At 59.6% G+C, this 26458-nt stretch carries 27 protein-coding genes; 13 read left to right on the top strand and 14 right to left on the bottom strand.

The features are described 5' to 3' along the window. Positions 1–132 precede the first annotated feature (132 nt). The 3 genes from fabA (at position 133) to AC3IP0_RS21485 (ending at position 2376) form a co-directional block, all read left to right on the top strand. Entirely contained in the window at positions 133–648 is a 516-nt protein-coding gene (fabA, locus tag AC3IP0_RS21475; protein WP_003227150.1) for a 3-hydroxyacyl-[acyl-carrier-protein] dehydratase FabA, read from the top strand. An 11-nt stretch (positions 649–659) separates the two neighbouring features. Beyond that, entirely contained in the window at positions 660–1880 is a 1221-nt protein-coding gene (gene fabB, locus AC3IP0_RS21480; RefSeq protein WP_046042997.1) for a beta-ketoacyl-ACP synthase I, read from the top strand. A gap of 307 nt (positions 1881–2187) precedes the next feature. Next, the gene (locus AC3IP0_RS21485; protein ID WP_489316923.1) at positions 2188–2376 is read left to right on the top strand and encodes a hypothetical protein; all 189 of its coding nucleotides are present in this window, start codon (positions 2188–2190) and stop codon (positions 2374–2376) included. 68 nt (positions 2377–2444) lie between these two features. Here the strand turns inward: AC3IP0_RS21485 and AC3IP0_RS21490 are convergent, their stop codons facing one another. From AC3IP0_RS21490 to cysM, 6 genes are all read right to left on the bottom strand, one after another. After that, positions 2445–3392 (bottom strand): hypothetical protein, encoded by a 948-nt coding sequence (locus tag AC3IP0_RS21490; RefSeq protein WP_489325850.1) that lies wholly within the window; start codon positions 3390–3392, stop codon positions 2445–2447. Positions 3393–3550: 158 nt separating this feature from the next. Next, positions 3551–4093 (bottom strand): DUF2058 domain-containing protein, encoded by a 543-nt coding sequence (locus AC3IP0_RS21495; protein WP_008051468.1) that lies wholly within the window; start codon positions 4091–4093, stop codon positions 3551–3553. Between the two features lie 28 nt (positions 4094–4121). Beyond that, positions 4122–4955: a nucleoside triphosphate pyrophosphohydrolase gene (gene mazG / locus AC3IP0_RS21500; protein ID WP_489327829.1), complete on the bottom strand. Its 834-nt coding sequence runs from the start codon at positions 4953–4955 to the stop codon at positions 4122–4124. A 133-nt stretch (positions 4956–5088) separates the two neighbouring features. Continuing rightward, positions 5089–7332 carry a GTP diphosphokinase gene (gene relA, locus AC3IP0_RS21505; protein WP_489325851.1) on the bottom strand — a complete coding sequence of 748 codons (2244 nt, stop codon included), beginning with the start codon at positions 7330–7332 and terminating at the stop codon, positions 5089–5091. Between the two features lie 122 nt (positions 7333–7454). Then, positions 7455–8807 (bottom strand): 23S rRNA (uracil(1939)-C(5))-methyltransferase RlmD, encoded by a 1353-nt coding sequence (rlmD, locus tag AC3IP0_RS21510; RefSeq protein ID WP_151214540.1) that lies wholly within the window; start codon positions 8805–8807, stop codon positions 7455–7457. Continuing rightward, on the bottom strand, positions 8807–9709 hold the full coding sequence (gene cysM / locus AC3IP0_RS21515; protein WP_489325853.1) for a cysteine synthase CysM: 903 nt from the start codon (positions 9707–9709) through the stop codon (positions 8807–8809). Before cysM ends, rlmD begins: the two co-directional genes overlap by 1 nt. A gap of 413 nt (positions 9710–10122) precedes the next feature. Between cysM and AC3IP0_RS21520 the strand changes: the two genes are divergently transcribed. Further along, positions 10123–10503, top strand: coding sequence for a hypothetical protein (locus tag AC3IP0_RS21520; RefSeq protein WP_489316927.1), 381 nt, complete (start codon positions 10123–10125; stop codon positions 10501–10503). 50 nt (positions 10504–10553) lie between these two features. On the opposite strand, the gene AC3IP0_RS21525 is transcribed toward AC3IP0_RS21520, so the two are convergent. The 3 genes from AC3IP0_RS21525 to AC3IP0_RS21535 form a co-directional block, all read right to left on the bottom strand. Beyond that, on the bottom strand, positions 10554–11057 hold the full coding sequence (locus tag AC3IP0_RS21525; protein ID WP_489325854.1) for a hypothetical protein: 504 nt from the start codon (positions 11055–11057) through the stop codon (positions 10554–10556). A 131-nt stretch (positions 11058–11188) separates the two neighbouring features. Further along, a complete protein-coding gene (locus AC3IP0_RS21530; RefSeq protein WP_489325856.1) occupies positions 11189–12547 on the bottom strand; it encodes a histidine kinase sensor domain-containing protein in 1359 nt (452 codons plus the stop codon). Then, positions 12537–13256 (bottom strand): response regulator transcription factor, encoded by a 720-nt coding sequence (locus tag AC3IP0_RS21535; RefSeq protein ID WP_489316930.1) that lies wholly within the window; start codon positions 13254–13256, stop codon positions 12537–12539. The genes AC3IP0_RS21530 and AC3IP0_RS21535 overlap by 11 nt, the downstream gene beginning before the upstream one ends. 215 nt (positions 13257–13471) lie before the next feature. Between AC3IP0_RS21535 and AC3IP0_RS21540 the strand changes: the two genes are divergently transcribed. The 4 genes from AC3IP0_RS21540 to AC3IP0_RS21555 all read left to right on the top strand — a co-directional run bounded on the left by AC3IP0_RS21540 (position 13472) and on the right by AC3IP0_RS21555 (position 18229). Continuing rightward, a complete protein-coding gene (locus AC3IP0_RS21540; RefSeq protein ID WP_489325858.1) occupies positions 13472–16225 on the top strand; it encodes a response regulator in 2754 nt (917 codons plus the stop codon). A gap of 95 nt (positions 16226–16320) precedes the next feature. Continuing rightward, positions 16321–17313, top strand: coding sequence for a 2-hydroxyacid dehydrogenase (locus AC3IP0_RS21545; RefSeq protein ID WP_489316932.1), 993 nt, complete (start codon positions 16321–16323; stop codon positions 17311–17313). 77 nt (positions 17314–17390) lie between these two features. Further along, complete coding sequence (locus AC3IP0_RS21550; protein ID WP_007988765.1) at positions 17391–17825, top strand: hypothetical protein; 435 nt, start codon at positions 17391–17393, stop codon at positions 17823–17825. After that, positions 17825–18229, top strand: coding sequence for an META domain-containing protein (locus AC3IP0_RS21555; RefSeq protein WP_489325860.1), 405 nt, complete (start codon positions 17825–17827; stop codon positions 18227–18229). The genes AC3IP0_RS21550 and AC3IP0_RS21555 overlap by 1 nt, the downstream gene beginning before the upstream one ends. A gap of 87 nt (positions 18230–18316) precedes the next feature. Here AC3IP0_RS21555 and AC3IP0_RS21560 read toward each other — a convergent pair whose 3' ends face one another. Then, on the bottom strand, positions 18317–18784 hold the full coding sequence (locus tag AC3IP0_RS21560) for a TlpA disulfide reductase family protein (RefSeq protein ID WP_489316934.1): 468 nt from the start codon (positions 18782–18784) through the stop codon (positions 18317–18319). 114 nt (positions 18785–18898) lie between these two features. Between AC3IP0_RS21560 and arsC the strand changes: the two genes are divergently transcribed. The 3 genes from arsC to AC3IP0_RS21575 are packed head-to-tail and all read left to right on the top strand — an operon-like array spanning position 18899 to position 20272. Further along, the gene (gene arsC / locus AC3IP0_RS21565) at positions 18899–19252 is read left to right on the top strand and encodes an arsenate reductase (glutaredoxin) (RefSeq protein WP_489316935.1); all 354 of its coding nucleotides are present in this window, start codon (positions 18899–18901) and stop codon (positions 19250–19252) included. Then, positions 19249–19845: an NAD(P)H:quinone oxidoreductase gene (wrbA, locus tag AC3IP0_RS21570; protein WP_095942677.1), complete on the top strand. Its 597-nt coding sequence runs from the start codon at positions 19249–19251 to the stop codon at positions 19843–19845. Before arsC ends, wrbA begins: the two co-directional genes overlap by 4 nt. A gap of 1 nt (position 19846) precedes the next feature. After that, positions 19847–20272 (top strand): DUF2069 domain-containing protein, encoded by a 426-nt coding sequence (locus tag AC3IP0_RS21575; protein WP_489316936.1) that lies wholly within the window; start codon positions 19847–19849, stop codon positions 20270–20272. 103 nt (positions 20273–20375) lie between these two features. Here the strand turns inward: AC3IP0_RS21575 and AC3IP0_RS21580 are convergent, their stop codons facing one another. Further along, positions 20376–21050, bottom strand: coding sequence for a DNA-3-methyladenine glycosylase I (locus AC3IP0_RS21580; RefSeq protein ID WP_489316937.1), 675 nt, complete (start codon positions 21048–21050; stop codon positions 20376–20378). A 37-nt stretch (positions 21051–21087) separates the two neighbouring features. Next, positions 21088–21912 (bottom strand): tRNA 2-thiocytidine(32) synthetase TtcA, encoded by an 825-nt coding sequence (gene ttcA / locus AC3IP0_RS21585; RefSeq protein ID WP_489316938.1) that lies wholly within the window; start codon positions 21910–21912, stop codon positions 21088–21090. A 281-nt stretch (positions 21913–22193) separates the two neighbouring features. On the opposite strand from ttcA, the gene AC3IP0_RS21590 reads away from it, so the two are divergent. Both AC3IP0_RS21590 and AC3IP0_RS21595 read left to right on the top strand, forming a co-directional pair. Then, positions 22194–22796 (top strand): Yip1 family protein, encoded by a 603-nt coding sequence (locus AC3IP0_RS21590; RefSeq protein WP_056728028.1) that lies wholly within the window; start codon positions 22194–22196, stop codon positions 22794–22796. A 157-nt stretch (positions 22797–22953) separates the two neighbouring features. Further along, positions 22954–23448 (top strand): SprT family zinc-dependent metalloprotease, encoded by a 495-nt coding sequence (locus tag AC3IP0_RS21595; protein ID WP_150726116.1) that lies wholly within the window; start codon positions 22954–22956, stop codon positions 23446–23448. 119 nt (positions 23449–23567) lie between these two features. On the opposite strand, the gene AC3IP0_RS21600 is transcribed toward AC3IP0_RS21595, so the two are convergent. Both AC3IP0_RS21600 and AC3IP0_RS21605 read right to left on the bottom strand, forming a co-directional pair. Then, complete coding sequence (locus AC3IP0_RS21600) at positions 23568–24749, bottom strand: CaiB/BaiF CoA transferase family protein (RefSeq protein WP_489316940.1); 1182 nt, start codon at positions 24747–24749, stop codon at positions 23568–23570. Between the two features lie 144 nt (positions 24750–24893). Then, positions 24894–26228, bottom strand: a complete 1335-nt coding sequence (locus tag AC3IP0_RS21605; protein WP_489316941.1) for a dicarboxylate/amino acid:cation symporter — start codon at positions 26226–26228, stop codon at positions 24894–24896. Between the last annotated feature and the right edge of the window lie 230 nt (positions 26229–26458).

Below are 26458 nucleotides of genomic sequence, written 5' to 3' on the forward strand. Positions count from 1 at the left end.
TCATGTCCTTGGTGCTGTGACTTTCACCACAACGCAATAGTCTATGAGTAGGCTGCCGGTTCGAGGCATGAACGCTTCGATCGGCCGGGAAGATTTGCCCCACCTGCCGCATGGGACTATTGAGGAGCTCGCATGACCAAACAAAACGCCTTTACCCGGGAAGACCTGCTGCGCTGCAGTCGCGGTGAGCTGTTCGGCCCTGGTAACGCGCAACTGCCCGCCCCGAACATGCTGATGGTTGATCGCATCACCCTGATCAGCGAAGAAGGTGGCAAGTACGGCAAAGGTGAATTGGTCGCCGAGCTGGATATCAATCCGGACCTGTGGTTCTTCGCCTGCCACTTCGAAGGCGATCCGGTGATGCCGGGCTGCCTGGGCCTCGACGCCATGTGGCAACTGGTCGGTTTCTTCCTGGGCTGGCAAGGCTTGCCGGGCCGTGGCCGTGCGCTGGGTTCGGGCGAAGTGAAATTCTTCGGCCAGGTCCTGCCGACCGCCAAGAAAGTCACCTATAACATTCATATCAAGCGCGTCCTCAAGGGCAAGCTGAACCTGGCCATCGCCGACGGTTCGGTCACTGTCGACGGTCGCGAAATCTACACCGCCGAAGGCCTCCGGGTCGGCGTGTTCACCTCCACTGACAACTTCTAAGGGTTATCCGCATGCGCCGCGTCGTTATCACTGGTCTGGGCATCGTTTCTTGCCTGGGCAATGACAAAGAGACCGTCTCCGCTAACCTGCGTGCAAGCCGCCCTGGCATCCGGTTCAACCCGGAATATGCCGAAATGGGTCTGCGTAGCCAGGTTTCCGGCTCCATTGACCTCAACCTTGAAGAACTGATCGATCGCAAGATCTATCGCTTCGTCGGCCACGCGGCAGCTTATGCCTACCTGGCCATGAAAGACGCCATCACCGACTCCGGCCTGACCGAAGAGCAGGTGTCCAACCCGCGTACCGGCCTGATCGCCGGTTCCGGTGGCGCATCGACCTTGAACCAGATGGAAGCGCTGGACATCCTGCGCGAGAAAGGCGTCAAGCGCGTCGGCCCATACCGCGTAACGCGGACCATGAGCAGCACCGTTTCCGCTTGCCTGGCCACTCCGTTCAAGATCAAGGGCCTGAACTACTCCATCGCTTCTGCCTGCGCCACCAGTGCTCACTGCATCGGTACCGCCATGGAACAGATCCAGATGGGCAAGCAGGACATCGTCTTCGCCGGCGGCGGTGAAGAAGAGCACTGGAGCCAGTCGTTCCTGTTCGACGCCATGGGCGCCCTGTCCAGCAAGCGCAACGACACCCCGGAAAAAGCTTCCCGTGCCTACGACGCTGACCGTGACGGTTTCGTCATCGCCGGCGGTGGCGGCATGGTCGTGGTTGAAGAGCTGGAACACGCTCTGGCCCGTGGCGCCAAGATCTACGCGGAAATCGTTGGCTACGGCGCGACGTCCGACGGCTACGACATGGTAGCCCCGAGTGGCGAAGGCGCGATCCGCTGCATGCAGCAGGCGCTGTCGACCGTTGATACTCCGATCGACTACCTGAACACCCACGGCACATCGACCCCGGTCGGCGACGTCGCGGAAATGAAAGGCGTGCGTGAAGTGTTCGGCGACAAGGCTCCGGCCATCAGCTCCACCAAGAGCCTGTCGGGTCACTCCTTGGGCGCCGCCGGCGTTCACGAAGCGATCTACTGCATGCTGATGATGGAAGGCAACTTCATTGCCGGCTCCGCCAACATCGACGAGCTGGACCCTGAAGTGGCCGACCTGCCGGTGCTGACCAAGACCCGCGAAAACGCCACCATCAACACCGTGATGAGCAACAGCTTCGGTTTCGGTGGCACCAACGCTACCCTGGTACTGAAGCGCTGGCAGGGTAAGTAATACCCCGCCATAACGCCGCACAAGAAAACGCCCCGACTGGTTCGGGGCGTTTTTTTTGCTTTGAGAAACCTGAAGGCAGTTAAAAACCTGTGCCCCAAACAGGATTTGCAGTGCTTCCAACATGAAGCTTTTGTCATGAAACCAAAAGCCCTGCGACCGAATGTCGCGTATTTAGCGGGCTGCAGGACTGTTTCCATTTTTGCAAAAAACCCTTACCAAACTCAGTCATTTACTTAGCAAGCTACCAAACTCTATAACAGAGTCCTGCACACGCCTTGCTGCAGATAACAGAGTTTGGAGCTAGCAGATGACTGTAAAAGTAACTGAACGCGACGATTCACATAAATCCCACGAGGGTGTAGCCGCCGGTATCCGGATCTGGGACGTGCATCAACAAGACCTGTTGGTGGGAATGTTCCACTCCGAGACCGACGCGCAAAACTACAGGGCCGAACTGGAAATACTCGAGCGCGACCGCGAGCTCGCAACCGGTTGAAGACAGGCTCCACCACCGTGCAGCCTGCCCCTCCCCCGCACGGGCAGGCTGCGACTGGAGCACGCGGCTCAGGTAATCTGAATGACCGCTAAATGAAGGGAGTCGTCGATCTCCACCGAAGGAACAACACCGACGATCCAGCCCGCCTCAAGTTTCACCACCTCGCATTCACCATCACCCATGCCGTCATTGCGGACGGCAAACTGAAGCGAAGATAGATGACGTTTGCCGTAATCGAAGTCCATGCCACAGGCAATCAGAAAATCGATTTTTGCCCCCGTCAGTTCAACTTCCTTGTCCCGTTCACCGTCTTTCAACACCGCATAATCCAGGCACAAGTTGATGCCGAATGGGCAACCCGCTACAAGACTATTAATAAATATTCCTTCGTAGCCACCAAAGTAACTGTGCTCGGCCCGTACATTACTGACTTTCTTCACCCTTACCACGACCTCATCGAACAACCTGAAAAACCAGTACCCGTCTTCCGCCCCTACATGTCTTCCAAAATCGATTCCCGAGACATAACGTTTCGGCCACATCGACATCAGCGGAATGTCAGCCTCATATTCCTTATTGGAAATGGTCAGCACATAATTAATGACATCGTAATAGCTCGACTCCCCCTCTCCCACCTTGATCAGCGTCGCACAACTTCCCGCCAATAAAACGATCTTTCCGTAGCGCTCCACTGGCAGATCGCTTATCAACAGCGTCACACACTCGGTCACCTTCGTCAGATAGGCAGAGTTCAGCTCGTGAAGCTCCTGTTCATTACGGACTTCGTGCCAGGGAATATTCCAGAAAAACTCAGGCAGGGTTACGAAAACGCAGGCGGGATTGCCGTGATCGTCGCGAGCAGCTTTCGCAGCGATCTTGATCTTTCGGCGTACAAGCTCCGCTCGCGCGACAAACTCGTCGTCCAGATAATCGTGAATGGATTGATCGAGTTGTCGCGGCTGTGAAAGCTGCGATTTAAAAGTGGGTTGGCGTAACGAGGCGATACTTACCAGCATTGAGAATATCCTTATTCATTGAATTTCACTCCATTAGTTCTCTCCCCTGAGAATATTTCGGGCAAAAGAAAACCCGAGAGATCGTATCGACGCGATCTTTCGGGTTCAATTGATTAATCCGGCAATGTACTAACAAACATGTAATGCCAGAGGAACGATTACCACATCAGATCATCAGGGATCTTGTAGGCTGCGTACGGATCGTCCTCGACGCTGACTTCTTCGGTCTGCACATTCAACTGCACGATGCGTTGCGGGTCGCGCTCCTGAATCTTCAGCGCCGCCTCGCGCGGAATCACTTCGTAGCCGCCAGCGTGATGCACGATGGCCAGCGAACCGCTGCTGAGCTTGTTACGCATCAGGGTGTTGACGCAGATGCGCTTGACCTTCTTGTCGTCGACGAAGTTGTAGTAATCCTCGGTCGTCAATTTCGGCAGGCGCGAGACTTCGATCAATTGCTTGACCTGCGCGGCACGGGCCTTGGCCTCAGCCTTTTCCTGCTGCTGGCGGTTGAGCTCCTGGTCGCGCTTGACCTTCTCGGCCATGGCTTCCTGTGCCGCGCGCTGCTGGGAGTCATCCAGCTCGATCTGGCCTTTGTGGGCCAGGCGTTGCTGTTTCTGCTTGTCTTTGCTGACCTGCTTGGCCTGCTTCTGGTTGACCAGCCCTGCTTTGAGCAACTGGTCGCGAAGGGAAATGCTCATGGTGCTTATTACTCACTTAGGCCACTGCTCAACCGCAGCTGGGCAAATTCTTTTCCTGACGTTTGGCTTCGCCCCACAAGGCGTCCAACTCTTCGAGGGTGCAATCTTCCATGGGACGGCGGGTGTCGCGCAATGCCTGTTCGATAAAACGAAAGCGTCTTTCAAACTTGCCGTTGGCGCCACGCAGTGCGGTTTCCGGATCAACCTTGAGATGCCGCGCCAGATTCACCACGGAAAACAGCAGGTCACCGATCTCGTCGGCCACGGCCTCGGGATCATTTTCCGACATGGCTTCGAGGACTTCATCGAGCTCTTCACGCACTTTGTCGAGTACCGGCAAGGCGTCCGGCCAGTCGAAACCGACCTGCCCAGCGCGCTTTTGCAATTTCGCCGAACGTGACAATGCCGGCAATGCTGCGGGCACGTCATCAAGCAACGACAGCTGTTCAGGCGCCGAGGACTTCTCTGCGCGCTCCTCGGCCTTGATCTCTTCCCAGCGCTGCTTGACCTGCTCTTCGCTCAGGCGCGGGACATCCAGTGACGCATACAGATCACCGGTGGGGAACACATGGGGATGACGCCGAATCAGCTTGCGGGTGATGCTGTCGACCACACCTTCAAACTCGAAGCGTCCTTCCTCCCGGGCCAGTTGGCTGTAATAAACCACCTGGAACAGCAAATCGCCCAGCTCACCCTGCAGATGATCGAAGTCCCCTCGCTCGATGGCGTCGGCGACTTCGTAGGCTTCTTCCAGAGTGTGGGGGACGATGGTGGCGTAAGTTTGCTTGATGTCCCACGGGCAACCGTACTGCGGGTCGCGCAGGCGGTTCATCAGGTGAAGCAGGTCTTCAAGGCTGTACATCATTTATGTCTCACCACAAAACCATTGTGGGAGCGGGCTTGCTCGCGAAAGCGGTAGACCAGGCAACATTGATGTCGACTGACACCCCCTCTTCGCGAGCAAGCCCGCTCCCACATTGAGTTGACGTCGATCCTCACGGCGTACGGTTACGCCGGGTTTCGATGATGTTCGGCAACTGGGAAATCCGCCCCAGCAACCGCCCCAATGCATCCAGCCCCGGAATCTCGATGGTCAGGGACATCAACGCGGTGTTGTCCTCCTTGTTCGAGCGGGTGTTGACCGCCAGCACGTTGATCCGCTCGTTGAGCAGTACCTGCGAGACGTCACGCAGCAAACCGGAACGGTCGTAGGCGCGGATGACGATGTCCACCGGATAGGTGAGCACCGGTACCGGGCCCCAGCTGACCTGGATGATCCGCTCCGGCTCGCGCCCGCTCAGTTGCAACACCGAGGCGCAGTCCTGGCGGTGAATGCTCACGCCGCGCCCCACGGTGATGTAACCGACGATGGCATCCCCCGGCAATGGCTGGCAGCAGCCGGCCATCTGGGTCATCAGGTTGCCGACGCCCTGGATCTGGATGTCGCCGCGCTTGCCCGGTTTGTAGCCGGTGGCCTTGCGCGGTATGAGTTCAAGCTGTTCGTTGCCACGCTCCGGCTCGACCAGTTGCTGCGCCAGGTTGACCAGTTGCGCCAGGCGCAGATCACCGGCACCGAGGGCGGCGAACAGGTCTTCGGCGGTTTTCATGTTGGCCTTGTCGGCCAGCTTGTCGAAATCCACCGCCGGCAGGCCGAGGCGATTGAGTTCGCGCTCAAGCAGGGTTTTACCAGCCGCGACGTTCTGGTCACGAGCCTGCAACTTGAACCAGTGAACGATCTTCGCCCGTGCCCGCGACGTGGTGACGTAGCCCAGGTTCGGGTTCAGCCAGTCGCGGCTCGGGGTGCCGTGCTTGCTGGTGATGATCTCGACCTGTTCACCGGTTTGCAGGCTGTAGTTGAGCGGTACGATACGCCCGTTGATCTTGGCGCCACGGCAGTTGTGACCGATTTCGGTGTGTACGCGGTAGGCGAAGTCCAGCGGGGTCGCACCCTTCGGCAAGTCGATGGCGTGACCGTCCGGGGTAAATATATAGACCCGGTCCGGCTCGATATCGACCCGCAACTGTTCCGCCAGGCCACCGATGTCACCCAGCTCTTCGTGCCATTCGAGCACCTGACGCAGCCAGGAGATTTTCTCTTCGTAGTGATTGGAGCCGGACTTGACGTCGGTGCCCTTGTAGCGCCAGTGCGCGCACACGCCGAGTTCGGCTTCTTCGTGCATCGCGTGGGTGCGGATCTGCACTTCCAGCACCTTGCCCTCGGGCCCGATTACCGCGGTGTGCAGCGAGCGATAGCCGTTTTCCTTGGGGTTGGCGATGTAGTCGTCGAACTCTTTCGGGATGTGTCGCCACAGGGTGTGGACGATGCCGAGCGCGGTGTAGCAGTCGCGCATTTCCGGCACCAGCACGCGAACGGCACGCACGTCGTAGATCTGGCTGAACTCCAGACCCTTGCGCTGCATTTTGCGCCAGATCGAATAGATGTGTTTGGCCCGGCCGCTAATGTCGGCATCGACGCCGGTGGCCTGCAGTTCGTTTTTCAGCTGGCTCATCACGTCGCTGATAAAACGCTCGCGATCCAGTCGCCGCTCATGGAGCAACTTGGCGATCTGCTTGTATTGGTCGGGCTCGAGGTAACGGAAGGACAAGTCTTCCAGTTCCCACTTGATGTGACCGATGCCCAGGCGATGGGCCAGCGGCGCGTAGATGTCGAAGACTTCACGGGCCACGCGGTTGCGCTTTTCGTCGTCAGCGGTCTTCACCGCACGGATCGCGCAAGTACGCTCGGCCAGCTTGATCAAGGCGACGCGAACGTCGTCGACCATGGCCACCAGCATCTTGCGCAGGTTTTCCACCTGACCCTGGGTGCCCAGTACCAGGGATTTGCGCGGGCTCAGGCTGTCGCTGATCGCGGCCATGCGCTGCACGCCGTCGATCAGCTTGGCTACCACCGGACCGAAGCGCTGGCTGACGGCCGGCAACTTGATCTGATTTTCGCGCACGCCTCGATACAGGATCGCGGCGACCAGTGAATCCTGGTCGAGTTTGAGGTCGGCGAGGATCTCGGCGATCTCAAGCCCGGTACGGAAAGTCGAGTTACCTTCCGACCACAGATTTTGTGCCGCATTGGCTTGTTGTTCGGCCTCGCGAGCGTACTCGCAGGCCTCTTTCAAGGCTTCGCGATCCAGTGCCAGATCGACACTGACCGCATGATCGAGCCAAGCCTCGAGATTGATACTGCCGTCGGTGTTGATCGGCTGGTGTGCTCTCACCTGTACCATCTTGCTTACCTTCCCTACGACGCAGATTCAATGCGTCAAATCGCTGACCTTCGTTGCCCGTGCGCCCACGTCGGGCTGGGTGCGCGGCTGCACGGGCGGGCCAGTCGGACCAGACGAGCATCCTAGCTCGCTTCAAATAACGCCATGGCCTCGACATGTGCCGTTTGAGGAAACATATCGAGAATCCCGGCACGTTTTAACCGGTAGCCCTGCTTGATCAATTCGACTGTGTCGCGCGCCAGAGTTGCAGGGTTGCACGACACATACACCAATCGTTCGGCGCCAAGGCTCTTGAGCTTGCGCACGACCTCGAAAGCACCGTCACGCGGTGGGTCCAAGAGTACCGCACAAAAGCCTTCGGCGGCCCATTCAGCGTCCGTCAAAGGCTGGGATAAATCGGCCTGAAAAAACTTCGCGTTATGCAGATTGTTGCTAGCCGCATTCGCCGCGGCCCGATCGACCATCACCTGCACGCCTTCGACCGCCACCACTTCACGAGCGGCCTTGGCCAGCGGCAAGGCAAAGTTGCCCAGGCCACAGAACAGGTCGAGTACGCGCTCATCCGCTGTCGGCTTCAGCCAGTCCAGCGCCTGGGCGACCATCGCTTCGTTGACGGCGGCGTTGACCTGGATGAAATCCCCGGGACGATACGCCAGCTCCAGGTCCCACTGTTCAAGACGATAGCCCAACGACTGATCGGCTTCGACCGGTTGCGGTTCGCCGTCGCCATGCAGCCACAACTGGGCTTCATGGAACGCGCAGAAATCCTTGAGGATCGTCAGGTCGGCGTCGGACAACGGTGCCATGTGCCGCAGCAACACGGCCAGCGTCGAGCCACTGAACAACTCCACATGCCCGAGTGCCTGGGGCTTGCTCAAGCGCCGCAGCATCTCCGGCAAGCGGCTCATGATCGGTTGCAAAGGCTGTACCAGCACCGGGCAGTCATCGATACCCACGATGTCCTGGCTGCCGGCGGCACGGAAACCGACTTCGAGTTTTTTTGCCTTCATGTCCCAGCGCACCGCGACGCGGGCGCGACGCCGGTAAGCGAACTCCGCACCGCTCAATGGCGCCGCCCACTCCTCGGGCTCGACGCCTGCGACCCTCGACAACTGCTCGGCGAGCATGCGCTGTTTCAGGGCAAGCTGTTCGTTGTGGGGCAGATGCTGCACGCTGCAACCGCCGCAGCGGCCGGCATGGGCGCACGGTGCCGGGCGGCGCAATTCGCTGGCCTTGAATACCCGTTCGGTGCGCGCCTCGACCACTTTGCCGTGGGCACCGAGGACGCGCGCCTCGATCTCTTCACCGGCCAATGCGCCGATGACGAACCAGGTGCGACCTTCGAAAAACGCGATACCGCGACCGTCATTGGCCAGGCGCTCGATGGTCAGGCGCTGCTTTTTGCCGGTCGGGACTTGCGGGGCCTTGCTGCCGCCGGTGGGCTGGAAGCGCAGACCTCTTTCATGTTTGGCCATCAGTTGGGCGCGTCGAAAATGCCGGTCGACAAGTAACGGTCGCCACGGTCGCAGATGATCGCAACGATCACCGCGTTTTCAACTTCCCTGGACAGACGCAGCATTGCCGCCACGGCACCGCCCGAGGAAACGCCACAGAAAATGCCTTCTTCGCGGGCCAGACGACGGGTCACGTCTTCGGCTTCGCTTTGGGCCATGTCGACGATCCGGTCCACGCGGTCGGCCTGGTAGATCTTCGGCAGGTATTCCTGAGGCCAGCGGCGGATACCCGGGATCGCCGAGCCTTCCATCGGTTGCAGGCCGATGATCTGCACGTTGTCGTTCTGCTCTTTCAAGTAGCGCGACACGCCCATGATGGTACCGGTGGTGCCCATGGAGCTGACGAAATGGGTGATGGTGCCCTGGGTCTGGCGCCAGATTTCCGGGCCGGTGGTGGTGTAGTGCGCCTCGGGGTTATCACCGTTGGCGAACTGATCCAGTACCTTGCCGCGACCTTCGGCTTCCATTTTCTGCGCAAGGTCACGGGCGCCTTCCATGCCCTGTTCCTGGCTGACCAGAATCAGCTCGGCGCCATAGGCCGTCATGGCTGCCTTGCGCTCGGCGCTGGAGTTGTCCGGCATGATCAGGATCATCTTGTAACCCTTGATCGCAGCGGCCATGGCCAGGGCGATCCCGGTGTTGCCCGAGGTCGCTTCGATCAGCGTATCGCCGGCGTGGATCTGCCCGCGCAGCTCGGCGCGGGTGATCATCGACAGCGCCGGACGGTCCTTGACCGAACCCGCCGGGTTGTTCCCTTCGAGCTTGAGCAATAGGGTATTGCTGGTGGCGCCGGGCAGGCGCTGCAAACGGACCAGCGGAGTGTTGCCGACGCAATCGGCGATGGTTGGGTACTGCAAGGTCATGGCGTATTCGCAATCCAGACTGCGGGGGTGCCTATCATACCGGCAAACGCTCGCAGGCCATATCACGCAAAGTGTGGTGCTTATGGCTTATGGGAATAAGGGTGGATTCGGCGATGAATGGGAGGGTCTGGTCGCAGCCTTCCGTCCTATCCTGAAAAACGCAGGGTAAGAAATCGCTGTCAGAAAATGCAACTTTCTGTAGGAAAAAAGAATGCACTCATCGGAAACTTCCCGCGCCTTGCAGCGGCATGCATGAACTAGTGCGCGTCAGAAGCAGCAGATAATCTTTTTCAATGTTCAGTCAAACAAGACGTCTGACTGTTCATAGGCTGTCGGGCAAGCGACAAATCGCTTGCGATGCTCACACCTTAATCTTTTTTGCCAAGCCGGATTTATCTCAAGGAAGAAAATCAATGAAGATTTTACTCGCCCTACCCTTTGCCGCGCTGATGATTGCGAGCGGCCAAGTCTCTGCTGCATGCGTTTACATTAAAAATACCTATAGCGGAATCGTGCCTGCCAACTCGGAAGTAATCGTTCAGGGCCCCTTCACCATCACTGGTGCAAACGGATGCCGACAAGCAAATATCACCTCTACTATTACGGCCTTAGGAGTGGGTACTCCGCCAAGCCAATTCATTGACAAACTGAATGGTTCAACCTGGACTGAGGTCGATGGAGGAAATAGAAGTAATGCGTCGACTCTTGGTGAGCTGGGCAGCTACAGGGTTCGCCTGAAAAATGACCATAACGTAGCCAGAGGGTATTCCGGCACTACACGTTATGGCCGCTAAATAGGAGGTCTGCCGGTGCACGCAGCGTTCATCATCGTGCACCGGCCTATTCAGGCCTCAATGTTGACGGCCAGGTGATTCTGAGTGGTGTTTGCAAAAAAAGACAGCGCACCCAGTACATGATTTACGCGTACCAAGGCACGCGTTATTTCATGAAACATTGACGCAGATTCCGACCTGCCAATTGCCTGCCTTTCTTCCAGCCGCTGATTGAACAACGCAATCGCATTAAATTTCACGTCTGTCTCAGCTTTATGGCCAAACTCATCAAACGCCATATTGCCCAAAGAAAGGAAATCATACATATAAATATCGATCAGGCCATCGTGATAGAGCGACTGCCCAATTTTCGTCAGTTCATTTGTACTGACAGATGTAAAATCGTAGCCCCGCAATAAATCTTTCAACTCACCCAATGAAGATTCGCCAAGCAACTTCAGCGCATCAACAGCATCATCGGCATTCTTCTTTGTATAGCTATTGGTGGTTTCAAGAGGATTCTTGACGACGTAGGCATCTGCCTTCATCGACAACGCCGGAAAATTAACATTCATCAAACATCTCCTTGGCTTTTTATTCTCAAGTTAGATATCGCCATCCAACTTCAAACCTTGAGAACTTTACTCACTGAGCGCCCCGCGAAGATGTTGCGAATTAATTCAAAACAAAATCTGAACATCGCCGGTTAAACCGGCGACGTATGAACCAACAACCGCATATTCATCCGCAACCCGCTCCCGGTGTTCTGCGCCCAAAGCTGCCCGCCCTGACGCTGCACCGCATTCCTGGCGATGCTCAGGCCCAGGCCAAACCCACCATCCCCCGGCCTCGAACCGTCGAGTCGGGTGAACGGCAGGAAGATCCGTTCCAGATCCGCTTGCGCCACCCCGCCGCCGTGATCTTCCAGCCACAGGTGCCAGAATTCACCATCACGACGACCACCCAATTGGACAATGCCTCCGGCCGGTGAATGGCGAATCGCATTACGCAGAATGTTTTCCAATGCCTGGGCCAGGGTGTTGAGATGACCGCGAACCCAGCAGGATGAAGCCACTGTGCATTGCAACTGCGTATCGGGCCAGCCACTTTCATAGCAGGCGTTTTCCGTGAGCATTTCCCACAGAGCCTGGATCTGAATCGCCTCGTCGGGCAACCGGGTGCGCTCGGTGTCCAGCCATGCCAGCTGCAGCGTGTCTTCCACCAGGCGCTGCATGCCATCGACCTCGCGGCCGATGCGTTCGCGCAATGGCTCCAGCCCCTGCTCGCTTTCACTGGCCACCCGCAGGCGGCTCAAGGGTGTACGCAATTCGTGGGACAAGTCGCGCAGCAGTTGCTGCTGCAAGGCCACGGTGCTTTGCAGGCGTTCGGACATGTGATCGAACGCCCGGCCCAACTCACCCAGTTCATCCGAACGATTGGTGGTACGGCTCGATAGGCGCACATTCAGTTGATCGGCACGCCAGGCGTTAGCCTGCGCGCGCAAGTGGTTAAGTGGCACCACCAACAGGCGATACAGCCCGACGCACAACAGCAAGGTGAACAGCCCCGGAATCACGCCGTTGGTGATCACCCGCCAGAACACCCGGTATTGCCCTGGCAGAAAGCGTTCGGGCAACTCGATCACAAGGCTGCCGGCGGACGGGTCGCCGGGAAACGGTATACGCATCCACGGCCGGCCTTTCTTGTGGATGGGCCAATCGAGGCCGCGCAAAAAAGTCAGGCGTTCGACTTCCTTGTCCGTCAGCGATTGGTTGCTCAAGGACTGCAAATCACCGCCGATGACACCGACCCAGCCTTTTTCCCGCTGATGCATGCCTTGCAGCCAGTCATCGACACCGGCGCTCTGGCGCTGCTGCCACGCCTGCTCGGCTTCGGCGGCATAACCGGACAGGGTGCCGCGGGCCTCATCGGAGAGGAACTGGTTGCGCTGTTCCATGTAACGGCCCCAGGACCAACTCAGCCAGATCATCAGCAGGCAGAAAGCGACCAATAGACAAGCCAGTTTCCAGAACAGCGAATGCCTGCCCGGCAAGTTACATTTCATCGGCGGCGCTCAGGATGTAGCCCTTGCCCCAAACCGTACGCACTTCGCGCTCGGTGTAGCCAATGGCCTTGAGCTTGCGGCGGATCTGGCTGATGTGCATGTCCAGGCTGCGGTCATGGGCCGCGTAGCCGCGCTGCAGCACCTGCTGATAAAGGAAGGCTTTGCTCAGTACTTCGTCGGCGCTGCGGTGCAGCGTCTCCAGCAACCGATACTCGCTGCGGGTCAGGCCACCGGCCTGTTCGCCATAAAAGACCTCGAAGCTTTCATCGTCGAAGCGCAGGCTGTCCATCGACGGGGCTGGCACTGCGAGCGCGGGTCGGCGGTCGAGGGCCACCCGCCGCAGAATGGCTTCGATGCGCACCCGCAACTCCACCATACTGAAGGGCTTTGGCAGGTAATCATCAGCCCCCAGGCGAAAGCCGCTGATGCGATCGGCCTCGGCACCGAGGGCCGACATCAGCAACACCGGGGTGGAATGGCTCTGGCGCAATTGGGTCAGTACCGCCAGGCCGTCCATGCCCGGCAGCAGAATATCCATCAACACCACGTCGAAAGGCTGCCGGCGGGCAATGTCCAGGCCTTCCTGACCGTTCTGGCACCAGGTCACCTGGAAGCCGCTGCGGTCCAGATGCTCATTAACGTAGGCTCCGAGCACAAGGTCGTCTTCGATGGACAGGATTCGGGGAAGGCCGGCAGTGATGGGAGTCATGACTATCTGCAAATAATTCTCAGTTGAGCGATTATTCAAGATTGCCTCGCCAGGGGCAACCCACCGTTTGTCCGTATTGCCAATGAGCCGTCCGGACCGACGAATGACGGCACCATTTTTACGAAGATTGCCCGCGAGCAAATCGCTACACTGCGCAAGTGGTGCATGGCGGATGCATGTGCAGGCCTATAAATAGCGGGATGCAGGAGAGATGCGTGCTCAAGAAACTGGGAATCAAAGGCCGCGTGCTGTTGCTGACCCTGTTGCCAACCAGCCTGATGGCGTTGGTGCTGGGAGGGTATTTTACCTGGATGCAACAGGCTGACCTGCAAGCCCAACTCATGCAGCGCGGCGAAATGATCGCCGAGCAGCTGGCTCCACTGACGGCGCCAGCCATGGGCCATCAGGACAACGAACTGCTCGAACGCATCGCCACCCAGGCCCTGGAACAAACCGACGTGCGGGCCGTGACCTTCCTGGCTCCTGACCGCACGCTACTGGCCCACGCCGGCCCGACCATGCTCAACCAGACACCCTCCGGCAGTGGCACGCAGATGCTGCGCCGCAGCGGCAACGATGCAACCCGCTATCTGCTGCCGGTATTCGGCAAACACCGCAACCTGGCCGGGGACGTGATTCCCGAAGAAGCCGACCGCCTTCTGGGTTGGGTCGAACTTGAACTGTCCCATAACAACATGCTGTTGCGCGGTTACCGCAGCCTGTTCGCCAGCCTGATGCTGATCGCTGCGGGACTGGTGGGGGCGGCACTGTTGGCCCTGCGCATGGGCCGCACGATCAATCGGCCGTTGAGCCAGATCAAGCAGGCCGTGGCTCAACTCAAGGACGGTCATCTGGAAACCCGCTTGCCGCCTCTCGGCAGTCAGGAGCTGGACGAGCTGGCTTCCGGCATCAACCGCATGGCCGGCACCCTGCAAAACGCCCAGGAAGAATTGCAGCACAGCATCGACCAGGCTACCGAAGACGTGCGCCAGAACCTGGAAACCATCGAGATCCAGAACATCGAACTGGACCTGGCGCGCAAGGAAGCCCTGGAAGCGAGCCGGATCAAGTCCGAATTCCTGGCCAACATGAGCCATGAAATCCGCACGCCGCTCAACGGCATTCTCGGCTTCACCCATCTGTTGCAAAAAAGCGAGCTCACCCCACGCCAGCTCGACTACCTGGGCACCATCGAAAAGTCCGCCGACAGCCTGCTGGGCATCATCAACGAGATTCTCGACTTTTCGAAAATCGAGGCCGGCAAGCTGGTGCTCGACCATATTCCGTTCAACCTGCGCGACCTGCTCCAGGACACCCTGACCATCCTCGCCCCGGCCGCCCACGCCAAGCAGCTGGAACTGGTCAGCCTGGTGTACCGGGACACACCGCTTTCACTGGTGGGCGACCCGCTGCGGCTCAAGCAGATCCTGACGAACCTGGTGAGCAACGCGATCAAGTTCACCCGCGAAGGCACCATCGTCGCCCGCGCCATGCTCGAAGAAGAACACGAAGATACCGTGCAGTTGCGCATCAGCATTCAAGACACCGGCATCGGTCTGTCGAACCAGGACGTGCGCGCCCTGTTCCAGGCCTTCAGCCAGGCCGACAACTCGCTGTCGCGGCAACCCGGCGGTACCGGCCTGGGCCTGGTGATTTCCAAGCGCCTGATCGAACAGATGGGCGGTGAGATCGGCGTCGACAGCACGCCGGGGGAAGGCTCGGAGTTCTGGATCAGCCTGAGCCTGCCGAAAGCCCGCGACGATGCCGAAGACCTGCCCTGCGCGCCCTTGCTCGGGCGACGGGTGGCAGTCCTGGAAAACCACGAGCTGGCGCGGCAGGCGTTGCAGCATCAACTTGAAGACTGCGGCCTCAGCACCACACCGTTCAATACCCTGGAAAGCCTGACCAATGGCGTCACCGCCGCCCACCAGACCGACCAGGCGATCGAGCTTGCCGTGCTCGGCATCACCAGTAACGACATGCCGCCGGAACGCCTCAACCAGCACATCTGGGACCTCGAGCATCTTGGCTGCAAAGTGTTGGTGCTGTGCCCGACCACGGAACAGACGCTGTTCCATCTTTCCGTGCCCAACCCCCACAGCCAGCTCCAGGCGAAACCGGCCTGCACCCGCAAGCTGCGACGCTCCCTGTCTGACCTGGTCAACCCGCGACCGATGCGCAGTGAACCGGGCGAACCGGTGTCCAGCCGTGCCCCGAAGGTGCTTTGCGTCGACGACAATCCGGCCAACCTGATGCTGGTGCAGACCCTGCTCGAAGACATGGGCGCCAGGGTGCTCGCGGTGGAAAGCGGTTATGCCGCCATCAAGGCGGTGCAGAACGAGACATTCGATCTGGTATTGATGGACGTGCAGATGCCCGGCATGGACGGTCGCCAGAGCACCGAGGCGATCCGCCAGTGGGAAAGCGAACGTCATTGCACGCCGCTGCCGATCGTGGCCCTCACCGCCCACGCCATGGCCAACGAAAAACGCGCGCTGCTGCAAAGCGGCATGGACGACTACCTGACCAAACCGATCAGCGAACGGCAATTGGCCCAGGTGGTGCTGAAATGGAGCGGCCTGGCGCTGCGCAATCACAGCCCGGAGCGCTCCGGCGATGGGCATGCAGGCGCCCACGACCTGTTGGTGCTCGACCACGACGAAGGATTGCGCCTGGCCGCTGGCAAGGCTGATCTGGCGGCGGACATGCTGGCGATGCTGCTGGCGTCACTTGAGGCTGACCGCGAAGCCATCCGCCTCGCTCAGCAAAGCAACGACCACAATGCCCTGATCGAACGGGTCCATCGCCTGCATGGCGCGACGCGTTACTGCGGCGTACCGCAATTGCGTGCGGCCTGCCAACGCAGCGAAACCCTGCTCAAGCAACAGGACCCGAAAGCCGGCGTGGCACTGGATGAACTCGACCGGGCAATCAATCGCCTGGCGGCCCAGGCGCGTATGAATGCTTGATGCAGCGCAATCGCGAAGGGCTGCCGGCGAGCTAACCTGACGACTGTCGAATGCCGGCTTGCTCAACGGCGCAGGCCACCTTCAAGGAGCACCGCATGCGTACGATTCTTTTCAGCAGCCAGAACTATGACCGCGACAGCTTTCTCGCGGCCGAGCAACCGGCCGGCATCGAGTTGCAATTTCAGCCTGCGCGCCTGAGCCTCGATACGGTAGCGCTCGCCCAAGGGTATGAAGCGGTCTGCGCGTTCATCAATGATGACCTCGGCGCGGCGGTGCTCGAACGCCTGGCCGCCGGTGGCACACGCCTGATCGCCCTGCGCTCGGCCGGTTACAACCATGTCGACTTGCCGACGGCAAAGCGACTGGGACTGGCCATCGTGCGCGTCCCGGCCTATTCGCCCCACGCCGTGGCCGAACATGCGGTAGCGCTGATCCTCGCACTCAACCGCCGCTTGCCCCGCGCCTGTAACCGCACCCGTGATGGGGATTTCAGACTGCAGGGGCTGACCGGTTTCGATCTGGTGGGCAAGACCGTCGGTGTGGTCGGCACCGGTCAGATTGGCGCCACCTTCGCCAAAATCATGAACGGTTTCGGCTGCCAGTTACTGGCCCATGACCCCTACCCCAACCCACAGGTCGAAGCCCTCGGCGCGCGCTACCTGAGCCTGCCGCGGCTACTGGCCGAATCGCAGATCATCAGCCTGCACTGCCCGCTCAACGAGCAGAGCAAGCACTTGATCAACCACGAGTCCCTGGCACTCATGCAACCGGGTGCGATGCTGATCAATACCGGGCGGGGCGGCCTGGTGGACACCCCGGCACTGATCGATGCCCTGAAAGACGGTCGCCTGGGATACCTGGGGCTGGATGTGTATGAGGAAGAAGCGCAGTTGTTCTTCGAGGACCGCTCCGACCTGCCGCTGCAAGACGATGTGCTGGCACGGCTGCTGACCTTTCCTAACGTGATCGTCACCGCGCACCAGGCCTTCCTGACCCGCGAAGCGCTGGACGCGATTGCCACCACCACATTGCGCAACATTGCAGCCTGGACGGCGGGCACCCCGGAAAACCTGGTGACGGGAGACTGAAACGGATCGAAGGTCATCTGCCTGCGCGATGCGGCGTGCAAGCCCGTGCTAGCATATCGCGCATATTTGGAGGACCCATGGTCGAACACGATTTCCGCTACAGCCTGATGAACCCGCAACACACCCTCACTGAATGCCGTGCCCTGGTGCCGGGGCGCTATCAAGTCACCGGCAACGGTGGTTCGATTCGCAACAATGACGTGCTGGTCGTGACCCTCAAGGGTGCCAAGGACTTGTCCATGCGCCTGACCGTCGAAACGGTTCGCCACCTGATCAACCCGCCCGGCCAATGGGTCGCGGTGGCCAGTGGCCCGGTGTTCGGCGAACTGGCCATCCACACCTGGCAAGTGAACTGTGACAGCTGCGCCAAAGAGCTGAGCTTCGAGTTCGCCGTCGATGCCAAGCTGGGCAACAAGGCCGAAAAGCCTGCCGCCACCGCGCGAATTGCCGAGCTGGGCTGGACCACCGTCGGCGAGAAACACCTGTGCCCGAAATGCCAGGAGCCTGCGTGATGAAACGCCTCGCACTGAGCGCCATGGTCGGCGCCAGCCTGCTGGGCTGCGCCGCCGAGCCGGTGCAACTGCAACAGAACCGCAGCTACATTCTGGAATGGATCGGCGAGCGGCCGTTGATGGACTACAGCCACCTGACCATCACCCTCGGTGAAGACGGCCGGGCCTATGGCAATGGCGGCTGCAACCACTGGTTCGCGCCGTACACCCTCGATGGCGACAAACTGACCTTCGGCAAAATCGGCAGCACCCGCAAATTGTGCGCGCCGGCGCTGATGGAACAGGAAAAACGCTTCCTTCAGGCCCTGGAAAACGTCCAGCGCTGGGACGTCTCCCCAATCGAGCAGATCCGCTTCTGGCCAGCCGAAGGCAAGCCGCTGCGTTGGTGGCTTGAGGAGGGTTGATCCCCTAAAAGATCGCAGCCTTCGGCAGCTCCTACATGGATTGTCGTACACCCTGTAGGAGCTGCCGCAGGCTGCGATCTTTTTGTTTTAATTTTTAGCCTGCAACGCCTCAAGCTTCGCCATCACCCCCGCCGCCGTCTGTTCACCCATCAACTGCTCACGTACCTTGCCCTTGTCATCGATGATGTAGGTCACCGGCAACGCCTCGCTGCGCGGCAGTTCGAACAGTTCGGAAGGGTCCTGGGCCAGCACGGTAAACTTGATCCCCAGTTTCTCGCTCGCGCTCTTCAGTTCTTGCCCCTGGACGTTGTCGAAGTTGACCCCGAACACACCTATTTTCTTGTCCTTGAGCTGCTCGGCCAGGGCGTTCAACTCCGGGATCTCGGTACGACAAGGTCCGCACCATTCTGCCCAGTAGTTGAGCACCAGCCATTTGCCGTCCAGTCGGTCGGCGGCGATCTTGTGGCCGTCCTGGTCGATGCCATAGTCATTACCGCAGCCCCCCAGCATCAACGCTCCGATGATCGTCAATGCTGCTGCCAGTCGCCTTGTCATGTCGTGTTCCTTGTCAAAAATTGAATGCACCTGCGACCCATCGCCTCTCAAGGTTCTGGATTGCGCGCTGCACAGTTAGAATAGCCGCCACCTTACGCAAGATGCGACCCGCTCATGACCGATCTGACGCTTTATCACAATCCGCGCTGCTCGAAATCCCGCGGTGCGCTCGAACTGCTTGAAGCCCGTGGCCTGACCCCGACCGTGGTCCGTTACCTGGAAACCCCGCTGGACGCCGCGCAGATCCAGAGCCTGTTGGGCAAACTCGGGATCAGCGCCCGGCAATTGCTGCGCACCGGCGAGGACGAGTACAAGACCCTCGACCTGGCCGACAGCAGCCTGAGCGAAGCGCAATTGATCGCCGCCATCGCCGCCCACCCGAAACTGATGGAGCGACCGATTCTCGAAGTCAGCGACAAGGCCATCATCGGCCGCCCACCGGAACAGATCCTGGAACTGTTGCCATGAGTGCACCGTACATTCTGGTTCTGTACTACAGCCGCAGCGGCTCGACCAACGAAATGGCCCGGCAGATCGCCCGTGGTGTCGAACAGGCCGGGCTTGAGGCCCGCCTGCGCACGGTGCCGGCGATTTCCAGCGAGTGCGAAGCCGTTTCGCCGGAGATTCCCGACGAAGGCGCGCTCTATGCCAGCCTCGACGACCTGAAGAACTGCGCCGGCCTGGCGCTTGGCAGTCCGACCCGCTTCGGCAACATGGCGGCACCACTGAAGTATTTCCTCGACGGCACCAGCAACCTGTGGCTGACCGGCGCCCTGGTGGGCAAACCGGCGGGTGTGTTCACCTCCACGGCGAGCCTGCACGGCGGCCAGGAAACCACGCTGCTGTCGATGATGCTGCCGTTGCTGCACCACGGCATGCTGATCACCGGCCTGCCCTACAGCGAGTCGGCACTGCTGGAAACCCAGGGCGGCGGTACGCCATACGGCGCCAGCCACCACGCCGGTGCCGATGGCAAAAGCGGTCTGGATGCCCATGAAGTGGCGTTGTGCCGCGCGCTGGGTATGCGCCTGGCCAAGACCGCACAGAAACTGGAGAGCTGAGGTGGCCAAGAAGCCGAAGATCCTGCCCGCCCTCGAATGGCTCCAACCACGGGTCAAGGCGATGCGCGCCATCAGCCTGCTGTGCTTTTTCGGCCTGGTGGGACTGCTGTGTGTTTACTACCTGGCGATTGCCGATCTGCACGGGGCACGCCCCTGGGTGATTCTGTTGATCGAACTGGTGCCACTGCTGATTCTGGCACCGGGGATGATCATCGGCAGCCCTCGCGGGCATTCGTGGATGTGCTTTGTGGTGAACCTGTATTTCATCAAGGGCGCGTTGGCTGCCTATGACCCGAACCGGCAAATCTTTGGTTTGCTGGAGATGGGCGCGAGTTTGGCGGTGTTCTGTTCAGCGCTGCTGTATGTGCGGTGGCGGTATCAGTTGAACCGCAAGCTGGCGGGTGAAGGCGAAATCTCTGTCGCCTGATCCGACGCCTTCGCGAGCAAGTCGAATCGTCGCACCGCCGCTCCCACATTGAAATGCAATCCAATGTGGGAGCGGGCTTGCTCGCGAATGGGGCGACTCGGTCTCAATGATTGACGGTATAAGCCAGCATCATCGAAATCTGGCTCATCGGCCGCCCGCCACTTTCCTCATGCCACTGGTTGAACACGTCCTGCACCAACGCCAGGTCGCGCAGACTGCTCGGCGCCTTGTCGATGATGTCCTGCGCATTCAGCGCCGCCACCACGTCATAGCTCGGTACAAAGGTGTCCTTGCCGATCATCCGCAAGAAGCGCGGGGCTGACAGGCCGCCCAATTGATGTCCGCGTTTTTTCAGGAAGGTCCAGAGCCCGACGATATCGGTCACCGGCCAATCGGCAATCAGCGCACCGAAGCTGCCCTTTTCATGGGCCACGTCCAGTATGAACTGCGCATTGCGCGGCACGCTCTTGAGCTTGCCCAGGTGACGGATGATCCGCGTGTCCTGCATCAGGCGTTCCAGGTGCTCGGCGCTCATCAGCACGACTTTTTCCGGGTCGAACTTGAAGAACACTTCTTCGAAGGCCGGCCACTTGGCATCCACCAGGCTGTGCTTGAGCCCGGCGCGGAATACCCGCAGCGCCATCATCGAGAGGTAGCGATCGTCGCTGATCTTGCGCAGTTGCGCGGGAGTCTTGGGAACGGGCAGATGGGCTTCCAGTTCAGCCGCCGAACCGAAGCGGTTCAGACAGTATTCATTAAGCCACTTGTAATCGCGCATGCCCTCTCCTGAGGAATGAAACAAAAACCAAATGTGGTTAGAGGTTGACCACGTTGACGAAGCGCGAAGCGGCGCTTTCGTCGATCTTCAGGCTGGTGAAGTCGAACAGGTTGCGGTCCGCCAGTTGCGACGGGATCACGTTCTGCAGGCTGCGGAAAATGCTCTCGGTACGGCCCGGGGTCTTGCGCTCCCAGTCCAGCAGCATTTCCTTGACCACCTGACGCTGCAGGTTCTCCTGGGAACCGCAGAGGTTGCACGGGATGATCGGGAATTGCTTGAGGTCCGAGTAGGCCTGGATGTCTTTTTCATTACAGTAGGCCAGCGGGCGGATCACCACGTTACGACCATCGTCGGCGCGCAGCTTCGGTGGCATGGCCTTGAGCGAACCGTTGAAGAACATGTTCAGGAAGAACGTTTCGACGATGTCGTCGCGATGGTGACCGAGGGCCATCTTGGTCGCGCCGATTTCATCGGCGAAGGTGTAGAGCGTGCCGCGACGCAGGCGCGAGCACAGCGAGCAGGTGGTTTTGCCTTCCGGAATCAGCTCCTTGACCACCGAGTAAGTATCTTTCTCGACTATGTGGTACTCGATCCCCAGTTCCTTGAGGTAGGCCGGCAGCACATGCTCCGGGAAGCCCGGCTGCTTCTGGTCCATGTTCACGGCCACGATCTCGAACTTGATCGGCGCGACCTTCTGCAAGTGCATCAGCACATCGAGCATGGTGTAGCTGTCCTTGCCACCGGACAGGCAGACCATGACCTTGTCGCCGTCTTCAATCATGTTGAAATCGGCAACTGCCTCACCGGCCAGTCGGCGAAGGCGCTTTTGCAGTTTGTTCTGGTTGACCGTGAGAGTGCCCATGACGCGAAATCCGTGAGGTGTGACGAAAGGCCGGCATTTTACGCAAAAACGCCTCAGGGGCGAAGTGCCTCGCCAAAAGGGCTGTTCGCCACAGACCCGACGGCGATTAACAACTGCGTTTACAGCGCGATTTGCTCTAAAGCCCCTACTCCCTCTGGGGAAACTCCTCCCTATACTGCGACATAAGGTCACATACAAATTCAGACCTATGACTTACTTGGCCGCATTGGCCCGTAGGCGCTCCGCTGGGGGGCGACGGTAAAACAAGAGGAGTGACTGGCATGATCCATCACGTAGTGGGGCTCTTCACCCACCCTGACCAAGAATGGAAGGAAATCCGTGGCGACCAGGAGGAAAGCATCAGCCACATGTACCTGACCCATACGCTGATCCTGGCGGCGATCCCCGCCGTGTCTGCCTTTATTGGCACCACACAGGTCGGCTGGGTCATCGGCAACCGACCTCCCGTCATGCTGACCGTAGAAAGCGCGATATGGATGACGATCATGTCGTATCTGGCGATGCTCGGTGGTGTCGCGGTAATGGGCGCGTTCATCCACTGGATGGCCCGCACCTATGACGCCAACCCAAGCCTGGCCCGCTGCATTGCGTTTGCCACCTACACCGCTACACCGCTGTTCATCGGCGGTCTCGCCGCCTTGTACCCGCACTTGTGGCTGGGGATGATCATCGGCACCGCCGCCATCTGCTACACGGTGTACTTGCTGTACGTGGGCTTGCCGACATTCATGAACATTCCATCTGACGAGGGCTTCCTGTTTTCAAGTTCCGTGCTCGCCGTAGGCCTGGTGGTGCTGGTCGCCATCATGGCGTTCACAGTAATTGTCTGGGGACTCGGCGTGGGCCCGGTCTACACCAGCTAGCCGCTCATCACTGAAAATCAGAACTGCCGACAAAGGCCGCCGCAAGGCGGCCTTTTCATTCTTCAGCAACGAGAACGCACACGACCATTCGGCAACTTGGCGATTCGCAAGGTCCGAGGGTTGCGGCATACTCGAGCGCTCTGGAGATCCATCAAGCATGCCCGAGCAACTCAATACCCGCGTCGAAGACTGTTTCCAACTAGCCGAATCCTTTTTCAAACGCCCTTTCAAGCGCCCCGTGGTGAGCCTCAAGCTGCGCGGGCAAAAAGCCGGTGTCGCGCATTTGCACGAGAACCTGCTGCGCTTCAACCCGCAGTTGTACCGGGAAAACACCGAAGACTTCCTCAAGCAGACCGTGGCCCATGAAGTCGCGCACCTGATCGCCCACCAGCTGTTCGGCGACCGCATCCAGCCCCATGGCGAAGAGTGGCAACTGATCATGCGCGGCGTCTACGAACTGCCGCCCAACCGCTGCCATACCTATGACGTCAAACGCCGCAGCGTGACCCGCTACATCTACAAGTGCCCGTGCGCCGACAGCGACTTCCCGTTCTCCGCCCAGCGCCACGGCCTGGTTCGGCAGGGACGGCGGTACTTGTGCCGGCGGTGTCGCAATACGTTGGTGTTCAGTGGGGAGATGCGGGTCGAGTAGTTGTTTTTTGGTGACTGCACTGGCCTCATCGCGAGCAAGCTCGCTCCCACAGGGGATCTGTGGCGTGACACAAACCCAGTGTGGGAGCGAGCTTGCTCGCGATGGCGGCCTGACAGGCACTAAAGAATCACCTTGGCTCGCCGCAACTGTTCGATCCGCTCAGTACTGAACCCCAACTCCCCCAACACCTGATCCGTATGCTGCCCCAGCGCCGCGCCAATATGCCGGGGCTCAGGCAAACCTTGCGAAAACTTCAGCGGACAAGCCATCTGCGCCTGGGACGAACCATCGCCTCGGGGCACTTCGGCCACCAACTCCCGCGCCTGCAACTGCGGATGATGCAGCGCTTCTCCCAGGCTCAACACCGGCTCGACACAGGCATCCAGTTCGGCGAACAGCGTGCGCAACTTGGCGAAGTCATGCTTTTCGAATTCGACCCTCAGCGCGTCTTTAAGCTGTTTCTGATGCGCCGGTTGCGGTGACAGGCCGAGACCGGCCAATTCCTCCAGCCCCAACGCCGTACACAACTGTTTCATGAAGGCCGGTTCCAGGCTGCCCACCGACAGCCAGCGCCCATCCCGGGAGCGGTAGTAATCGTAGAAACTACCGCCGTTGAGCACCTGGTTTTCCGGCCCCGGCTCGACGCCACAGGCCAGATACCCGGCACCCGCCATTGCATTGAGGCTGAACGCGCAGTCGGTCATGCTGACATCCAGGTGCTGGCCCTGACCGGTTTGCTGCCGGGCAATGACTGCCGCCAGCAAACCAATCACCCCGTGCAGCGAACCACCGGCGACATCCGCCACCTGCATGCCCAACGGCAGCGGCCCTGTGTCTGTACGGCCGGTGTAACTCGCCAGCCCGGACAGGGCCAGGTAGTTGATGTCATGGCCGGCGCGGTCCTTGTAGGGGCCGGTCTGGCCGTAGCCGGTAATCGACACATAAATCAATTTCGGATTGATCGCCTTCAGGGCTTCGTAACCCAAACCCAGACGCTCCATGACACCCGGGCGGAACTGCTCGAGCACGATATCGTAGTCCTCCAGCAACGACCGGATCACCTCCAGCGCCTCAGGTTGCTTGAGGTCCAGGGCGAGGCTGCGCTTGTTGCGGTTGAGGTAGGCATGACTGGCTGACACGCCTTGATCATGGGGCGGCAATACCCGCAGCAGATCCATGCGAGTCGGTGATTCGATGCGCAGCACTTCGGCGCCCATGTCCGCCAGCAGCAACGAGGCGAACGGCCCCGGCAGCAGTGTCGAGAAATCCAGAACCTTGAGTGATGCCAGTGGACCGAGCATGAGCGTTCTCCCTTGACGATGCCCACAGCCTAGGCAGCCGATCGCTTTGCAGCAATCACCTTAAGCGTCACGTGCAGTGACCGTTACGCTCAAACCGCAGGCAACAAAAAACCCGCCGAAGCGGGTTTTTCATTAAAACAAGGCTTACTTGGCGTTAGCCGGGGCTACCTCTTCGACGTGGCCCAAAACATCGTCTTTAGGTTCGTCGGCAATGCCGCGACCGCCCGAAGCCAGCTCGGCTTGCAGCACGTCGGTGTCCAGTTCCTTGACCCACTTGGCCACAACGACGGTGGCAACGGCGTTGCCGATCAGGTTGGTCAGGGCACGGGCTTCAGACATGAAGCGGTCGATGCCGAGGATCAACGCCAGGCCGGCAACCGGCAGGTGGCCGACGGCGGACAGGGTGGCAGCCAGTACGATGAAACCGCTACCGGTCACGCCCGCAGCGCCCTTGGACGACAGCAGCAATACCACCAGCAGGGTGATCTGGTGCGTGATGTCCATGGGCGTATCGGTTGCCTGGGCAATGAACACCGCGGCCATGGTCAGGTAGATGGCGGTACCGTCGAGGTTGAACGAGTAACCGGTCGGGATCACCAGACCTACCACGGATTTCTGCGCGCCCAGACGCTCCATCTTGATCAGCATGCGTGGCAGTACCGATTCCGAAGAAGAAGTACCGAGTACGATCAGCAGTTCCTCACGGATGTAGCGGATCATTTTCAGCACGCTGAAGCCGTGCAGGCGGGCGATGGAGCCCAGCACGATCAGGATGAACAGCAGGCAAGTGATGTAGAAGCACGCCATCAACTGACCCAGTTGCACCAGCGAGCCGACACCGTAGGCACCGATGGTGAACGCCATGGCACCGAAGGCACCGATTGGCGCGAGCTTCATGATCATGTTGATGATGTTGAACATCACGTGGGCGAAGCGATCGATGAAGTCCAGCAGCGGCTTGCCGTAGGCACCCAGGCGATGCAGGGCGAAACCGAAGATCACCGAGAACATCAGCACTTGCAGGATGTCACCGGTGGCGAAGGCGCCGACGATGGTGCTCGGGATCACGTTCAGCAGGAAGCCGACGACGCTTTGGTCAGCACCGGCCGCCACATAAGCGGCAACCTTGGAGGCATCGAGGGTGGCGATGTCGATGTGCATGCCATTGCCCGGCTGCACGATGTTGACCACGACCAGACCGACCAGCAGGGCGATGGTCGAAACGATCTCGAAGTACAGCAGCGCATAGCCGCCGGTCTTGCCGACCGATTTCATGTTCTGCATGCCGGCGATACCGCTGACAACGGTACAGAAGATGATCGGGGCGATGATCATTTTGATCAGTTTGATGAACCCGTCACCCAGTGGTTTAACGGCCACACCGAGCTGTGGATAGTAGTGACCTAGTGCGATACCGATGACAATTGCAACGATCACCTGGAAATACAGGGATTTGTACAGTGGCTGACGAGTCGTCATTGCAAAGTTCCTCAAGGGTGCCCGGTGACAACATCCATCTGTTGTCCGCAACACCGCAATTGCGAACCCTCCTGCACTGGAGGGATTTGTTTTTTCGAGCTGCGCAACGGCAGGCATCTGCTCGTTGTATCGCAAGGCCCGTGCCACCTTCCGTAAAATCCCTGCAAGCCTATTGATATCCGGGGTTGCAGCGAATTCCCTGTCACCGAACGGTTACAAGCATGTGGCGG

It is taken from the genome of Pseudomonas sp. GL_103 (assembly GCF_057835175.1).

Excerpts from the sequence above, each read along its gene's own strand:
- AC3IP0_RS21580 (WP_489316937.1), bottom strand. The coding sequence starts at position 21,050 with ATGCGCGATTACAAGTGGCTTAATGAATACTGTCTGAACCGCTTCGGT.
- wrbA (WP_095942677.1), top strand. The coding sequence starts at position 19,249 with ATGAGTGCACCGTACATTCTGGTTCTGTACTACAGCCGCAGCGGCTCG.
- AC3IP0_RS21520 (WP_489316927.1), top strand. The coding sequence starts at position 10,123 with ATGAAGATTTTACTCGCCCTACCCTTTGCCGCGCTGATGATTGCGAGC.
- mazG (WP_489327829.1), bottom strand. The coding sequence starts at position 4,955 with ATGTACAGCCTTGAAGACCTGCTTCACCTGATGAACCGCCTGCGCGAC.
- AC3IP0_RS21530 (WP_489325856.1), bottom strand. The coding sequence starts at position 12,547 with ATGAAATGTAACTTGCCGGGCAGGCATTCGCTGTTCTGGAAACTGGCT.
- rlmD (WP_151214540.1), bottom strand. The coding sequence starts at position 8,807 with ATGGCCAAACATGAAAGAGGTCTGCGCTTCCAGCCCACCGGCGGCAGC.
- AC3IP0_RS21495 (WP_008051468.1), bottom strand. The coding sequence starts at position 4,093 with ATGAGCATTTCCCTTCGCGACCAGTTGCTCAAAGCAGGGCTGGTCAAC.
- AC3IP0_RS21490 (WP_489325850.1), bottom strand. The coding sequence starts at position 3,392 with ATGCTGGTAAGTATCGCCTCGTTACGCCAACCCACTTTTAAATCGCAG.
- AC3IP0_RS21485 (WP_489316923.1), top strand. The coding sequence starts at position 2,188 with ATGACTGTAAAAGTAACTGAACGCGACGATTCACATAAATCCCACGAG.
- AC3IP0_RS21590 (WP_056728028.1), top strand. The coding sequence starts at position 22,194 with ATGATCCATCACGTAGTGGGGCTCTTCACCCACCCTGACCAAGAATGG.
- AC3IP0_RS21545 (WP_489316932.1), top strand. The coding sequence starts at position 16,321 with ATGCGTACGATTCTTTTCAGCAGCCAGAACTATGACCGCGACAGCTTT.
- cysM (WP_489325853.1), bottom strand. The coding sequence starts at position 9,709 with ATGACCTTGCAGTACCCAACCATCGCCGATTGCGTCGGCAACACTCCG.
- AC3IP0_RS21560 (WP_489316934.1), bottom strand. The coding sequence starts at position 18,784 with ATGACAAGGCGACTGGCAGCAGCATTGACGATCATCGGAGCGTTGATG.
- AC3IP0_RS21600 (WP_489316940.1), bottom strand. The coding sequence starts at position 24,749 with ATGCTCGGTCCACTGGCATCACTCAAGGTTCTGGATTTCTCGACACTG.
- AC3IP0_RS21605 (WP_489316941.1), bottom strand. The coding sequence starts at position 26,228 with ATGACGACTCGTCAGCCACTGTACAAATCCCTGTATTTCCAGGTGATC.
- AC3IP0_RS21555 (WP_489325860.1), top strand. The coding sequence starts at position 17,825 with ATGAAACGCCTCGCACTGAGCGCCATGGTCGGCGCCAGCCTGCTGGGC.
- ttcA (WP_489316938.1), bottom strand. The coding sequence starts at position 21,912 with ATGGGCACTCTCACGGTCAACCAGAACAAACTGCAAAAGCGCCTTCGC.
- AC3IP0_RS21595 (WP_150726116.1), top strand. The coding sequence starts at position 22,954 with ATGCCCGAGCAACTCAATACCCGCGTCGAAGACTGTTTCCAACTAGCC.
- relA (WP_489325851.1), bottom strand. The coding sequence starts at position 7,332 with ATGGTACAGGTGAGAGCACACCAGCCGATCAACACCGACGGCAGTATC.
- arsC (WP_489316935.1), top strand. The coding sequence starts at position 18,899 with ATGACCGATCTGACGCTTTATCACAATCCGCGCTGCTCGAAATCCCGC.
- AC3IP0_RS21525 (WP_489325854.1), bottom strand. The coding sequence starts at position 11,057 with ATGAATGTTAATTTTCCGGCGTTGTCGATGAAGGCAGATGCCTACGTC.
- AC3IP0_RS21550 (WP_007988765.1), top strand. The coding sequence starts at position 17,391 with ATGGTCGAACACGATTTCCGCTACAGCCTGATGAACCCGCAACACACC.
- fabA (WP_003227150.1), top strand. The coding sequence starts at position 133 with ATGACCAAACAAAACGCCTTTACCCGGGAAGACCTGCTGCGCTGCAGT.
- AC3IP0_RS21535 (WP_489316930.1), bottom strand. The coding sequence starts at position 13,256 with ATGACTCCCATCACTGCCGGCCTTCCCCGAATCCTGTCCATCGAAGAC.
- fabB (WP_046042997.1), top strand. The coding sequence starts at position 660 with ATGCGCCGCGTCGTTATCACTGGTCTGGGCATCGTTTCTTGCCTGGGC.